The following is a 13,664-nucleotide window of genomic DNA, read 5'->3' as shown; positions in this document are numbered from 1 at the left end:
CACCCCGTTTCATTGTTCCAAAAATACACATCGCGCCGCCCGCCAGGGGCGCGGCGTCAGCCCTTGTCGACCGGGGTGCGGTAGTTGATGCGCCGGACCGAACCGGTCTTGGACCGCATGATCAGGGTTTCGGTGGTCATCCATCCGGGTTCGCGCTTCACGCCGGGAAGGATGTTTCCGCCGGTGACGCCGGTCGCGGCAAAGATCACATCCTCCGTCACCATTTCATCGCGGGTATAGACGCGGTCGAAATCGGTGATCCCCGCCTTGCTGGCGCGGCCACGCTCGTCTTCGTTGCGGAACAGCAGACGGCCGTACATCTGCCCACCCATGCATTTGAGCGCCGCCGCAGCAAGCACGCCTTCGGGTGCGCCACCGGCGCCCATGTACATGTCGATCCCGGTCTGCGGGTCGGCGCAATGCATGACACCCGCCACGTCGCCGTCAGTGATCAGCCGGATGGCGGCCCCGGTGGCGCGGACCTCGGCGATCATATCTTCGTGGCGCGGGCGTTCCAGGATGCAGACCGTGATGTCCGAAACCGCACAGCCCTTGGCCGCCGCCAGCGCCTTGACCCGTTCGCCCGGTGTCATGTCCAGTGTGACAACGCCCTCGGCATAGCCCGGCCCGATGGCAAGCTTGTCCATATAGGTGTCCGGCGCATGCAGCATCGACCCGCGCGGCCCCATGGCGATCACGGTCAGCGCGTTGGGCATGTCCTTGGCGGTCAGCGTGGTGCCTTCCAGCGGGTCCAGCGCGATGTCCACGCCGGGGCCGTTGCCGGTGCCCACTTCCTCGCCGATATAAAGCATCGGCGCTTCGTCCCGCTCGCCTTCGCCAATGACAACCACGCCCGCGATGTCCAGCATGTTGAGCTGCGTGCGCATGGCGTTCACGGCCGCCTGATCGGCGGCTTTCTCGTCCCCCTTGCCGATCAGCTTGGCCGAAGCCAGCGCGGCTGCCTCCGACACGCGGGCCAGGCCCAGGGACAGCATACGGTCTTGAAAATCGGCGGATGTGGGCATGAGAATTCCTTGCTGGTTTGAATGCTGCTTCGTCCTCTAGCGCGCCATTCGCGTTCGTACAAGCGCACGGGGGGCGGGCGGCGATGCCCCGGCCCGCTTTCGCGGGCCGGGTGCCTGATATCAGGGATATATCTCGCCCGCGAACCAGGTATCGGCGGGCACCCAGTCGTTGCCGCTGCCCCCCCAGCCCTGGTTCACATAGAACCAGCGGTCGTAGACCGTTGCGTCCCAGCAGAAGACAAAGCACTTGCGCACCACCCGGCGTTGCCAGGCATAGCCGTAAGCCACCGGGTAGTGACTGAGCCAGCCCGTACCGATCACCGCAGGCGTGTCCCTGTCCCGGATCGAATTGCGCGCGTATTCCCGCAACCGGCTTTCCGACAGGCCCAGCGAATTGTAATGCGTCGTCAGGCTGGTCCCGGTGCGGCCCACGAAATAGGCGCTCGCGTCGCTCATTTCCCAAGGATAGGTCGCGCCCTGGCCGAAAATGCAGAAGGTGCCCACATCGTCCGCGATCTCTTCGATCACGTTGTTGACGCCGGTGGTCTGCGAGGTGGGTGAGATGACGTTGGCACCGGTGCCGCCGTCCTGACGGTAGAGCCCCCAGCGCGGCGCCCAATAGCTGTTGCCGGTCCCGGCCTGGCGATCGCCCCAGAGAAACAGGATGGTCCAGGCCAGCGACCCGCAGCCGATGGCGCAGCCGTTGACGGTGTATTGGTTATAGGGTTGCTCACTGACGCTGCCGTCTGCCCAGTAATATGTATAGGCCATTGAAATCACTCCTCGAAAAAGTTCATGCCGCTGTCGGGCTTGCGGTCCGACGGGGTTGTTTCCGACACTGCGAAAAAGAGCAGGGTCTCGCGCAGGCCGGATCGGTAGGAGATGTGCATCTCGAACGAGACTTCGTGCGCCAGCTTTTCATCCGCGACGTGCAGGGCCACGGCGCCGCTGCCCTCGGGCGTGTCCAGCGGCTCGATCTTGACCAGCCGTGCGCCCTCGCCGGAAATCTCGACGGCGGCGTCGGATTCGAGCAGGGCAACACGGTGCGTGCTGCCTGTCATGACCCCTTCGCCCATTTTGGCGACCAGGTCCTCGATCTCCCAGGCGGGGGCGGCATTGCGTGCGAGATTGCCGAGCAAGGGGCCGAAGGCCTTGGCATAGACCTTGCGCAGCTGCGCCCAGCTTTCCACCTCGCGCAGCTTGACCCGCTGCGGGCGGGCGCCGCGATTTACGGTCTCGGGCTTGCTGTTCCCGGGATCGGTGTCGTCCTTGGGCTTCTGCGCCGGTCGGACCAGGGTGGAAGAGATCCGGCCCCGCGCCTTTTCGAAATCCTCCGGCAGCCCTTCGATCGGCAGGGGCAACTGGCCCGTCTGGCCGGCCATCTCACCATCCTCGGTTTCGCCCACGTAGGACAGTGAATCGACCTTGAAGACACGGGCGACCCTGCTGCCTTTCTCTTCCGCCGCGATGGCAATCTGGCGGCTGGGCGGTTCGCGGTCCAGCGACCAGTGGGCGATGGGATGGTCGTGACCCTTGCTGGCGGCAATGATGAAGCCGGTGCCCGCAGGCATCCCCATCTTGCCGTCCCTGTCGCCCCTGCCGGTGATCGCCGTCAGCCGGTCGTCGCCCCGGCCCAGGTCCACGGCAAACTCATAGTAGGCCACATCGTCCATGTCGGGCCGGAACAGCGCCGTGACCTGAGGCGACAGGCGTGCCTTGCCGCCGGTGGGATCCATTTCCGTCCCCCTGACGGTTTCGAGCAATTGAGCCGCACGGCGCCGTATCGCCGTAGGGACCTCTTCAATATTCATTTGCATCATTCTTCTCCTCAAAATGGAAAGGGCGTCTGGAAATATGTTGGCATCGCGAAGCCGGCGCCCCGGACGACGATCAACCGAGAGTAGAAATTCGCCAAGTACGGGAATCCATACCCGGCCACTCAGCACAAAAAGCAAGGGCCACAGACAAGCTTTGGCCCTTAATATCCTGTTTTTCGGTTGTTTTTTGGATCGGGGCGCGCCGCCCTCAGACTTCCTCGATCCGCAGGGCCACAGGGGCGCCAGCCATCACGCCGGTGCCGTCCATCGCGGCAATGGCGCGATGAAGATCGGCGGGGATGGTCTTGTGCGTCACGATCAGTACTGGTGCGGATGTGGCGTCATGTTCGTACTGCCGCATCCGGTTGATGCTGACACCCGCCTCGCCAAGAACCGTCGCGATCTTGGCCAGGGCACCGGGTTTGTCCACCAGCGCCATGCGCAGATAGTAGGGGGCTGGCGTCTTGGACTGGGCAGACTGGGCCTGCACAAGGCCCTTGGCTGGCTGGCCGAAGACCGGCAGCCGTGTGCCCCGCGCGATGTCGCAGACATCGGCCATCACCGCGCTGGCGGTCGGACCTTCGCCTGCACCCGCGCCGCGCAGCACAATCTGACCCACGGCATCGCCTTCGAGCACCACCATGTTGGTGCCGCCGTCCAGCTGCCCGAGGGGGGAGGTTTCGGGCACCAGACAGGGTTGCATACGCTGTTCCAGCCCGCGCCCTGTTTTCTGTGCGACACCCAGCAGCTTGATCTTGTAGCCCATGTCGGCGGCGGCGCGGATGTCCTCGATGGTGACGCGTTCGATCCCTTCCAGCTGGATGCCGTCGAAATCCACCTGCGCGCCAAAGGCGATGGTGGACAGGATCGCCAGTTTGTGCGCCGCGTCGATGCCGCCCACGTCCAGCTGCGGATCTGCTTCCAGATAGCCCAGGCCGTCCGCCTCGGCGAAAATGTCCTGATAGGTCTGTCCCGAGCTTTCCATGCGCGTCAGGATATAGTTGCACGACCCGTTCATCACGCCCATGACGCGGGTGATGCCGTTTCCGGCCAGTCCCTCCAGCAGGGTCTTGACCACCGGAATGCCGCCCGCGACCGCGGCCTCGTAGCGCAGGCTCAGCTCCTGCGCTTCGGCCAATTCGGCCAGCGCCTGCCCGTGGATGGCCAGCATCGCCTTGTTGGCGGTGACGACGTGCTTGCCCGCCTTCAGCGCCGCTTCTGTCGCTGCCTTTGCGGGGCCGTCCGACCCGCCCATGAGTTCGACAAAGACATCGACGTCGTCGCGGGTGGCCAATGCGACGGGGTCGTCTTCCCAGTCGTATCCGTTCAGGCTGACGCCACGTTCGCGGTTGCGGGTTCGGGCGGACACGGCAGAGATGCTGATCTTGCGCCCCGTGCGCGCCTCCAGCAGGGCGGCCTGTTGGCGGACGATGCGCACCACGCCGACCCCGACCGTGCCCAGACCGGCGATACCAAGGCGAATTTGGTCAGACATGGGCGGAATCCTTCGGCTGAGATCGGAGACTGGAATTGAGCGCGATGTAGCCGTTTCACCGGCGGCGTGCAACGCAGGACCGACGTTATTGCAGACCTTCGGCCAGACGCTGGCGTTCACGGCCGGTCAGGACCGATCCGCGCAGCCGTGCCGCCCGTGCCCGCAGCCGCGCCACCCGCGCCTCAAGACCGGCCTGCGTGGCGCGCGCATCGACGCGCCCGGCGGTGGCCTGCGCCAGCACCGGTTCCAGCGGAACGAGCGCCGGATAGGCCGAGGCGGCCAGTTCGGGCGAGACCGTCCTGTCCAGCTCGGGAAACTGGGTGCAGGCGGCAAGGCCGCAGGCGACCAGCAGGGCGATCTGTGGGCGAATGCTCATGCAGACTTTCTTGCACCAGCGCGGTTTACAGCGCAAGCGGGCTTTGCTTTTGAACAAGGGTTCATTAATCAGGGCCCATGGCACGCACGGCAGGCTCACATTCCGACATCACCGGGCCCAAGGTCCGTGCGGCGGCCCTCAGGCTCTTTGCCAAGGGCGGGTATGCTGCCGTGTCGATGCGGGCCATCGCGGCAGAGGTGGGCGTTCAGGCAGGCGCGCTTTACAACTACACGCCGGACAAGCAGACGCTTCTGTTCGAACTGATGCGCGACCACCTGGAAGAGCTGCTGCGCGCGCTGCCCGATCCGAAGGGGGACGCGCTGGCGCAACTTGAAACCTTCGTGTCGTTCCACATGCGATTTCACGCGGACCGGCCCGATGCGGTCTTCATCGCCTATATGGAACTGCGCAACCTCGATCCGGCCAATTTTGCCGAAATCGAGCGCCTGCGCCGCAGCTACGAGGACCGGCTGGAGAATATTCTGCGCCTGGGCGTCGAAAGCGGTGCCTTTGTCGTTCAGGACACCAAGATCGTGACGCTGGCCATCATCGCGATGCTGACCGGGATCAACACCTGGTTCCGCGAAACGGGCCGTTTGTCCCTGGACGAGGTCGTCGCACAATACTGGGAAATGGTGCGCAAGGCCGTGGGCGCCGCGCCCTGACCACGTCAGGCCTGTCGGGCGCCCACACCATATTCCACATCAATGCGCGGGGCGGATGAACTTGCCGTTGCGCAGGTCGGCAAAGGCCTGTTCCAGCTCGGCGCGGGTGTTCATCACGATCGGCCCATGCCAGGCGACAGGCTCTTCGATCGGCGCGCCGGAGATCAGCAGGAAGCGCAGACCCTGCTCGCCGGCCTGCACGGTCACTTCGTCGCCCGTGCCGAACCGGATCAGGGTGCGGTCGCCGCTGAGGTCGCGGATGTTGAGCTCTTCGCCCGCCACTTCCTTTTCCAGCAGCACGCCGGACGGGGCAGACGCGTCGGCAAAGGCACCGGACCCCTGGAACACATAGGCGAAGGCCCGGCGGTATGTGTCGATGCGGAAGGTCTTCTTCACACCCGCAGGCACCGTGATGTCGAGGTACTGCGGGTCTGCCGCGATCCCGTCAACCGGGCCGGTCTTGCCCCAGAAGTTCCCGGTGATCACCTTGACCTGCGTGCCGTCGTCGTCCGTCACGACCGGAATATCGGCCGCGGTCACATCCTGGTAGCGCGGTGCCGTCATCTTTTGCGCCGATGGCAGGTTCCCCCAAAGCTGGAAGCCATGCATCTGCCCCCGCGCGTTTCCGGCGGGCATTTCCTGGTGCAGGATGCCCGACCCGGCGGTCATCCATTGCACGTCACCCGCGCCCAGTGTGCCGGTGTTGCCCAGCGAATCGCCGTGTTCCACCGTACCTTCCAGCACGTATGTAATGGTTTCGATCCCCCGGTGCGGATGCCAGGGGAACCCTTTTTCGAAATCCTCGGGCCGTTCGTTGCGAAAATCGTCGAACAGCAGGAAAGGGTCCAGTTCGGACGGATCCTGAAAGCCGAAGGCGCGGTGCAGCTTGACACCCGCACCTTCAAGCGTGGGGATCGCGCGCCGGGTCTCAAGTGTGGGTCTGAGGGACATGACAATTCTCCTTGTCTGAAGCTGCAAGACAGATAGGTGCGCAGCGCGGGCCTGAAAAGAGAGTTGCAGGCACGGGGGCTGTGCAAAAATGCGAAAGGTTTCGGCGTGTCGTTCCTCACACGAAAACACGCCGTGGGGTGTATCCCCTTGACATACGGTAGGGCAATCCCCATCTAAACTGTATGAAACAGACCAACGTCCGCCAGTTCTTCCAAAAGTTCCCCACCGACGAGGCTTGCCTTGAGCATTTGTTCAATGTCCGCTTCGGCCAAGGCCACGTTTGCCCCAAGTGTGAGCGCGCGGCCAAGTGGTATCGCCTGACCAATGAACAAGCCTTTTCTTGCCAGTGGTGCGGGCATCACATTCACCCGATGGTGGGCAGCATCTTCGAAAAGAGCCGCACCCCGCTTCAACTTTGGTTCTACGCAATCTTCCTGTTCACCACGTCCAAGCATGGCGTCAGCGGCAAGGAATTGCAGCGCCAGCTTGGCGTTACCTACAAGACCGCATGGCGCATGGCGCGGCTGATCCGCGAACACATGGCAGAAATCGACGGTGACGCGCCCATTGGCGACGAATGTGAGATTGTCCAGGTGGACGAAACTTACATGGGCGGTCGCAAGCCCGGTACGCATGGCCGTCGCCCGCACAAGACCGCTATCATGGCGATGGTGGAGCGCGGCGGCGAGCCTATCGTTAAGGTGATCCCGAACGCCTCACGCGTCACCCTGCACGGTGAGATGGAGAAAGCCGTTGCCAAGGGCACTCAGATCCACGCCGACCAGTGGCGCTCCTACAATGGCCTTGACCAGTTGGGCCATGACTTGAAGCGGATCAACAAGGATCGGGACGGATACGTTGGCCCGAACGGTGAAACGGTGAACGCGGTAGAGAATTTCTGGCGTCACCTGAAATGCTCAATCCAAGGCACGCATACCAGTGTTTCACCCAAGTACCTTGAAACCTACGCCAAGGAATTTGAGTACCGCTTTAATCGTCGGATGCGTCCCGAGACGATGCTGGACGAGTTGCTTTCTCGCTTTCCTGAGATGGACGCTTAATCACGGCGTCCAGTTTATCGAGGTCGCCGTCAGGATCGACCTCGTGTTCCTTGATGAACTCTTCTAGTTTGCCCTTGTCACGGGCTGTCTTAAGGTTTGTCATAGATGATCTCACTTTACCGACTTTGGCATAGGTTAACAGACCGGGGGTTCTTTGCTTTAGGGCTAATAATTGGCGTCTCCATCACAACTGTGTTCTTTGTATTTGTCACGTTCGTATCACCGATTGATCCATTTTCCGACAAGAGTTCCGAGAACAACTCCAGTCAATACCATCAGGGAAATCAAAACGACAGCAGGCCAGACTTGATGTATTGGCCGCGCAGAATCTTCTCTATTGAGGACTCCGTGGCTCAATGGCTCATGATGATATTTACTGTCGGGGCTTTTGTCGTTTTGGTTTTCACCCTCAAGACCACTAGAGAGGTAGGCAAGGCTCAGGTCGCCGCCTACCTTGGCCTTAATATCGGCGACATAACGATCAGACATATCAGAGATGGAAAAATCAACGTTAGTATCCGCGCGAACATTCAAAACTCTGGGAATTCCCCCGCGTTCGAGGCGCGGGTGGGTTACAACATAATGTACGTCATGCCTAATGAGACCACGACAGTCATATACGACATTGAACGAATTGGGCATGTCGGAACCCCTCATCCAGTCATTCCTCCAAAAAACTCGGATCAAGGCGCTACGCTTTCTAGAACCATGGATGCAACCGAAGATGCTGTCATAAGGTTCGTGTACATGATTCAGTACAAAGACGTTTTCCGAGACATTCACCACACCCCGATTTTCAGCGGAACTCTGGTCGAGCATCCTGGAGACAGCGGTAAATTTGTCTTCGCTATGGATAGGGTCGCCACAAACTAAACAGATCAGCGACAAGGTGAGTTTAATCATTTAAACCACCCGTATGCTGAGGGGATACACCCCCACGCCGTATATGACAGGATGGATCTGACAGGTCTTTCGTGGCACGTCTGCGAGCGCGGGGGCAGGTGTCGAATGCCATGCGAAGGCGCCGCGGTCCGGGCCTTCGCCCCGGGACGCGCGAGGGGCCGTCAAGCGGGACCGGGCGGATGTAACCCAGCCGTGCCAGCGCCGGACCGGGGTGTGTGGAACAAACGCAAAACGCGGCCCCTTTGCAGGGACCGCGTTTCACATGACTTCGCGTGGTTTGGCTTATGCCAGTGCGAGGTTCGTCGCCGATTCGCGGCCGTCACGGCCCGCTTCGATGTCGAATGTCACTTTCTGGTCGTCTGCCAGGCCGGTCAGGCCCGCGCGCTCAACAGCGGAAATGTGCACGAACACGTCCTTGCTGCCGCCATCGGGCGCGATGAAGCCGAAGCCTTTTGTCGAGTTGAACCATTTTACGGTGCCAGTGGCCATATCCGTAGTCTCCGTTTTGGGGCTGTCCGCAGGATGCGACAGCGTGGCGTAGTCGGTCTGGATCGGGACTGAGCGCCGTGTGAGGGAGACAGTGGGTCGAAAAAGAATAACGTTAGCGAGAACCGGATATTGCAAAATGCACCGGAAATCAAGGGCCGATGGTGATTGTGAAGCTGTTCTTCACTCAGCGTCAGGCCGCGCCCCGCTAGCAGTTGGGCACGTTCACGGCGAGCCCTCCGAGCGAGGTTTCCTTGTATTTCTCGGACATGTCCGCGCCGGTCTGGCGCATCGTCTCGATACAGGCGTCGAGGGGGACAAGGTGTGTGCCGTCCCCGCGCAGCGCGAGCGACGCGGCAGAGACCGCCTTGATCGCGCCCAGCCCGTTGCGTTCGATGCAGGGCACCTGCACCAATCCCTTAACCGGGTCGCAGGTCATGCCCAGGTGATGCTCCAGCGCGATTTCCGCCGCGTTCTCGATCTGCTCAGGTGTGCCGCCCATTACCGCGCACAGGCCCGCCGCGGACATGGCCGCGGCGCTGCCGACCTCGGCCTGGCAGCCCGCTTCGGCACCCGAGATCGACGCGTTGAACTTGACCAGGCCGCCGATGGCGGCGGCGGTCAGCAGGAAATCTTCCACATGCGTCTCGGACGCGCCGGGCACGTGGTCGAGATAATAGCGCAGGGTGGCCGGCATGACCCCGGCCGCCCCGTTCGTCGGGGCGGTGACAACCTGACCGCCGGCGGCATTCTCTTCGTTCACGGCCATGGCGTAGACGCTCATCCAGTCGTTGATCGTATGCGGCGCGCGCTGGTTCTGGCCGCGTTCGGCCTGCAGGGCATCGTAAATACCCTTGGCGCGCCGTTTCACGGCCAGCCCGCCGGGCAGGGTGCCGTCGGTGGTCAGGCCACGGTCGATGCAGTCGTTCATCACCTGCCACAGACGTTTCGCGCCATCGCGCAGGTGAATTTCGCCATTGCGGGATACCTCGTTGGCGCGTTTCATCTGTGCGATCGACTTGCCCGACGCCCGGGCCATCTCCAGCATTTCGGCGGCGGATTTGAACGGGTAGGGTACCGGCGCGCCTTCGTCGGTGTTCCGTCCGGCGGCCAGCTCGGCCTCGGTCATCACGAAACCGCCGCCGATGGAATAGAAGGTTTCGCGCAGGGTCACATCGCCCTGAGCATCGGTGGCCATCAGCATCATGCCATTGGCGTGGCCCGCAAGTTTGGTGACATAGTCGAAGATCATGTCCGAACCGGGATCGAAGCGAAGCGGCGGCAGACCTTCGACCTCGATCATGCGGGTCTTGCCGATCTGCTTCAGCGCGGCTTCGGCCTTGTCCTGAACGTAGTCCTGCGGGGTGAATCCCGCCAGCCCCAGGATCGTGGCCCGGTCGGTCGCGTGGCCGACCCCGGTGAAGGCAAGGCTGCCGTGAAGCGACGCGCGCAGCCCGGCAAACCGGAACGGCGAAGCGCGCATCATGTCGAGAAACCGCCCGGCGGCGACCATCGGTCCCATCGTGTGCGAGGACGAGGGGCCGATGCCGACCTTGAACATGTCGAATACAGAGAGAAACATCAGGTGGCACTTCCTTCGGGTGGGGTGGCAAGGGACGGCGCGGTGAACGGGGTCGGGCCCAGACCCTCGGCGGCCTGTGCGGCCCGGGTGCAGGGCAAGGCTTCGACGGTGGCGCAGAGATCGCGCAGATGAGGCGTATCCGCAAGCCGGAACCACGACCTGTCGGTGTCCTGCGGGTAGAGCGCGCACCAGCGCAGGCAGGCCGCTATGTAGAAATGCAAGGCTCCGGGGCGCTGCGGGTCCAGCCAGCCGGGGCGCTGCCCGGTCAGGGTATCGAGCGTGCCCAGATGCCCGACGATGGCCGCCTGCATGGTGCCGCGCAGCGCGGCCTGGTGCAGCGGGTCGGGCCCTGCGTATTTATCGGGATAGAAGGTCATGCGCAGGGCGGGATGTAAGGTGTTGGAGACGAAGAACAACCATTTGAGGAAGGCCGCGCGTTCCGCATCCTGCGGTGCCGGGGCCAGACCGCCGTGCCGATCCGCAAGCCACAGCAGGATCGCCCCGGTTTCGAACATCGGCCCCTGCGGCGTCTCCAGCACCGGGATCAGCCCCTGCGGGTTCAGGGCGCGGTAGGCGGCGCCGCTCTGTTCCGACACGGCACGGTTCACCAGCCGCGTCCCGTAGGGCAGCTGCGCGTGTTCCAGTGCCAGCCTGACGATCAGGGACGCGTTGTCGGGGGCATAGTGAAGGACGTAGCGGGTCATGAACCAGCACCTACCGCAGAGAGGACGGCGCGCTTGGCCGAAAGCGACACTTCTGCAGTGCGCAGGGTCAGGACCTGCCTCGTGGCGGCGCCTGCCGAGCCCGGGAGCGGCAAATCGGAATGACACCCTCGTGACGCGGCGGGTCGATTTCCGGTAAAAAACCCCGCGCTTGCCCCTCGCGCCGGACCGTCAATGCCCGTATAAGCCGGGGAGGTTACGCAAAAGGATGATGTCCCATGGCCGGAGAGCTGTCTCCCATCGACAAGGCGAAGTTCGTGGCTGCCAAGCGGGCGGCGCAATACGTCGAAGACGGCATGCGGGTCGGGCTGGGCACGGGGTCCACCGCGGCCTGGCTGGTGCGCTGTCTGGGCGAGATGGTGCGCGAGGACGGTCTGAGAATTCGCGGCGTGCCCACGTCGACCCGCACCGCCGAACTGGCCCGCGACGTGGGGATCGAGGTCATCAGCCTGGACGAGGCGAAATGGCTGGACCTGACGATCGACGGCGCGGATGAATTCGACGGCGATCTGAACCTGATCAAGGGCGGCGGCGGCGCGCTGTTGCAGGAAAAGATCGTCGCGACCGCCAGCGATCAGATGGTCGTGATCGCCGACATCGGCAAGGAGGTCGAGCACCTCGGTGCCTTTCCCCTGCCGATCGAGGTGATCCCGTTCGGCTGGCAGACGACCCAGGCGCTGGTCGAGGAGACGCTGATCTCGATGGATGTGCTGGGCCGGTCTTCGACCTTGCGGATGAACGGCGACCGACCCTTCATCACGGACGAGGGGAACCACATACTTGATCTGCACCTGAACCGCATCGGCAACGCGCGGCAACTCGCGCTGGTGCTGAACCAGATGCCCGGCGTGGTGGAAAACGGCCTGTTCATCGACATCTGTGACGCGGTCGTGATCGGCTACGGGGATGGCAGGGTCGAGGTGCGCGACATAAATGAGGGAACGGTCGCGACCGAGCGGCTGGAGTTCGTCGAGACGGACAACCTGTTTTCCGATCTCAGCGACTGAGCGACATTGAAGGAACTTCCGAATGGCTGATAGCGATTTCGACTACGATCTTTTTGTGATCGGCGGCGGGTCCGGCGGGGTACGGGCCGCGCGGGTCGCGGCCGGGGAACACGGGGCAAAGGTCGCGCTGGCCGAAGAGGACCGCTACGGCGGCACCTGCGTCATTCGCGGCTGCGTGCCGAAGAAACTGATGGTCTTCGCCTCGGGGTATTCGGACGTGGTGGACGAGGCCAAGTGCTTTGGCTGGGACCTCAAGCAGGGCCCTTTCGACTGGCACAATTTCCGCGGGCGCCTGACGGAGGAGCTGGACCGCCTTGAAGGGGTCTATCGCAAGCTGCTGGCGAATTCGGGGGTGGATACCTTTGACCAGCGGGCGCGCCTCAGGGACGCGCATACGGTCGAGCTGGCGGACGGCACGACGAAGACGGCCAAGCATATCCTGGTGGCCACGGGTGGGCACCCGGTGCGCCCGGACCTGCCGAACGCGGGCTTGGGCATCGTATCGGATGACATCTTTCACCTCTCGCAGCTGCCAAAGTCGATCCTGATCATCGGCGGCGGCTATATCGCCTGCGAATTCGCATGCATCCTGAAGGGGCTGGGCGTCGAGGTGACGCAGTACTACCGCGGTGCGCAGATCCTGCGCGGCTTTGATGAAGAGGCCCGGGGGCTGGTCGCCGAAAGCATGCGCGACAGCGGGATCGACCTGCACACCGGCACCAACATCGTCGAAATGTCGCTGGCCAGCGACCGCGCGGAGGGCGGGCAGCCCACCGGATCGGACGCCGCGATGGGCGCCAGCGCCCGGCAGGCGGCGGACCTGCGCGAGGATGGCGCCGGCGCGTCCGAGGGCCAATCCGGTCCGATCTGGGTCAAATCGACCAACGGCGGCGAAAAGGTGTTCGATATGGTGCTCTTTGCCACCGGGCGCGACCCGTCGACCAAGGACATGGGGCTGGAAGACATCGGCGTGAAGCTGGGCCGCCGGGGCGAGATCGAGGTGGACGACTACAGCCAGACCGCCGTGCCGTCTATCTACGCCATCGGCGATGTGACCGACCGGGTGAACCTGACGCCGGTGGCGATCCGCGAAGGGATGGCCTTTGTCGAAACGGTCTTCGGCGGCAATCCGACGCCGGTGGATCACGAGCTGATCCCCTCGGCCATCTTCACCCAGCCCGAGATGGGCACGGTGGGCCTGAGCGAGGAGGACGCGCGCGATCAAGAGCCGGTCGAGATCTATTGCACATCGTTCAAGCCGATGCAGACCGCCTTTGCGGGCAAGCCGGACCGGGTGCTGATGAAACTGGTGGTGTCCAAGGAGACACGGGTGGTTCTGGGTTGCCATATTGTCGCACCTCATGCGGGCGAGCTGATCCAGATGGCGGGTATCGCGGTCAAGGCCAAGCTGACCAAGGAACAGTTCGACGCAACCTGTGCGGTGCATCCGACCATGTCCGAAGAGCTCGTCACCATGCGCAACCCGACCCGCACCGCTTGAATCGCAGCGGTTTGCGCCCACATTCAAAAGCGTACATAGAGACACGATAGAAGGCCGCGATGTGCGGCACAGA

At 63.1% G+C, this 13,664-nt stretch carries 14 protein-coding genes; 5 read left to right on the top strand and 9 right to left on the bottom strand.

Going from position 1 to position 13,664, the window contains the following annotated elements:
* Positions 1-56: 56 nt before the first annotated feature.
* The 5 genes from glpX to FIU94_RS16480 all read right to left on the bottom strand — a co-directional run bounded on the left by glpX (position 57) and on the right by FIU94_RS16480 (position 4,713).
* The gene (gene glpX, locus FIU94_RS16500) at positions 57-1,025 is read right to left on the bottom strand and encodes a class II fructose-bisphosphatase (RefSeq protein WP_152466836.1); all 969 of its coding nucleotides are present in this window, start codon (positions 1,023-1,025) and stop codon (positions 57-59) included.
* 120 nt (positions 1,026-1,145) lie between these two features.
* Positions 1,146-1,796, bottom strand: coding sequence for a hypothetical protein (locus tag FIU94_RS16495; protein ID WP_152466835.1), 651 nt, complete (start codon positions 1,794-1,796; stop codon positions 1,146-1,148).
* 5 nt (positions 1,797-1,801) lie between these two features.
* On the bottom strand, positions 1,802-2,836 hold the full coding sequence (locus FIU94_RS16490; protein WP_152466834.1) for a hypothetical protein: 1,035 nt from the start codon (positions 2,834-2,836) through the stop codon (positions 1,802-1,804).
* A 214-nt stretch (positions 2,837-3,050) separates the two neighbouring features.
* Entirely contained in the window at positions 3,051-4,337 is a 1,287-nt protein-coding gene (locus tag FIU94_RS16485) for a homoserine dehydrogenase (protein WP_152466833.1), read from the bottom strand.
* An 85-nt stretch (positions 4,338-4,422) separates the two neighbouring features.
* Positions 4,423-4,713, bottom strand: coding sequence for a hypothetical protein (locus tag FIU94_RS16480; protein WP_152466832.1), 291 nt, complete (start codon positions 4,711-4,713; stop codon positions 4,423-4,425).
* A 77-nt stretch (positions 4,714-4,790) separates the two neighbouring features.
* Between FIU94_RS16480 and FIU94_RS16475 the strand changes: the two genes are divergently transcribed.
* Entirely contained in the window at positions 4,791-5,378 is a 588-nt protein-coding gene (locus FIU94_RS16475; protein ID WP_152466831.1) for a TetR/AcrR family transcriptional regulator, read from the top strand.
* A 39-nt stretch (positions 5,379-5,417) separates the two neighbouring features.
* Here the strand turns inward: FIU94_RS16475 and FIU94_RS16470 are convergent, their stop codons facing one another.
* A complete protein-coding gene (locus FIU94_RS16470; protein WP_152466830.1) occupies positions 5,418-6,329 on the bottom strand; it encodes a pirin family protein in 912 nt (303 codons plus the stop codon).
* 182 nt (positions 6,330-6,511) lie between these two features.
* On the opposite strand from FIU94_RS16470, the gene FIU94_RS16465 reads away from it, so the two are divergent.
* Positions 6,512-7,390, top strand: a complete 879-nt coding sequence (locus tag FIU94_RS16465; protein WP_152466829.1) for an IS1595 family transposase — start codon at positions 6,512-6,514, stop codon at positions 7,388-7,390.
* A 105-nt stretch (positions 7,391-7,495) separates the two neighbouring features.
* A complete protein-coding gene (locus FIU94_RS16460) occupies positions 7,496-8,263 on the top strand; it encodes a hypothetical protein (protein WP_152466828.1) in 768 nt (255 codons plus the stop codon).
* Positions 8,264-8,575: 312 nt separating this feature from the next.
* Here FIU94_RS16460 and FIU94_RS16455 read toward each other — a convergent pair whose 3' ends face one another.
* The 3 genes from FIU94_RS16455 to FIU94_RS16445 all read right to left on the bottom strand — a co-directional run bounded on the left by FIU94_RS16455 (position 8,576) and on the right by FIU94_RS16445 (position 11,065).
* Positions 8,576-8,782, bottom strand: coding sequence for a cold-shock protein (locus tag FIU94_RS16455; protein ID WP_152466827.1), 207 nt, complete (start codon positions 8,780-8,782; stop codon positions 8,576-8,578).
* Positions 8,783-8,987: 205 nt separating this feature from the next.
* Positions 8,988-10,361 carry an L-serine ammonia-lyase gene (locus tag FIU94_RS16450; protein ID WP_152466826.1) on the bottom strand — a complete coding sequence of 458 codons (1,374 nt, stop codon included), beginning with the start codon at positions 10,359-10,361 and terminating at the stop codon, positions 8,988-8,990.
* Complete coding sequence (locus FIU94_RS16445; RefSeq protein WP_152466825.1) at positions 10,361-11,065, bottom strand: glutathione S-transferase family protein; 705 nt, start codon at positions 11,063-11,065, stop codon at positions 10,361-10,363. Before FIU94_RS16445 ends, FIU94_RS16450 begins: the two co-directional genes overlap by 1 nt.
* A 236-nt stretch (positions 11,066-11,301) precedes the next feature.
* Here FIU94_RS16445 and rpiA point away from each other — a divergent pair, with 236 nt between their 5' ends.
* Both rpiA and FIU94_RS16435 read left to right on the top strand, forming a co-directional pair.
* On the top strand, positions 11,302-12,090 hold the full coding sequence (rpiA, locus tag FIU94_RS16440; RefSeq protein ID WP_152466824.1) for a ribose-5-phosphate isomerase RpiA: 789 nt from the start codon (positions 11,302-11,304) through the stop codon (positions 12,088-12,090).
* A gap of 22 nt (positions 12,091-12,112) precedes the next feature.
* Entirely contained in the window at positions 12,113-13,591 is a 1,479-nt protein-coding gene (locus FIU94_RS16435; RefSeq protein ID WP_152466823.1) for an FAD-dependent oxidoreductase, read from the top strand.
* Positions 13,592-13,664: the final 73 nt, after the last annotated feature.

It is taken from the genome of Sulfitobacter sp. THAF37 (genome assembly GCF_009363555.1).
Lineage (GTDB): Bacteria > Pseudomonadota > Alphaproteobacteria > Rhodobacterales > Rhodobacteraceae > Sulfitobacter.
This window is presented reverse-complemented; position numbering and strand designations above follow the sequence as displayed.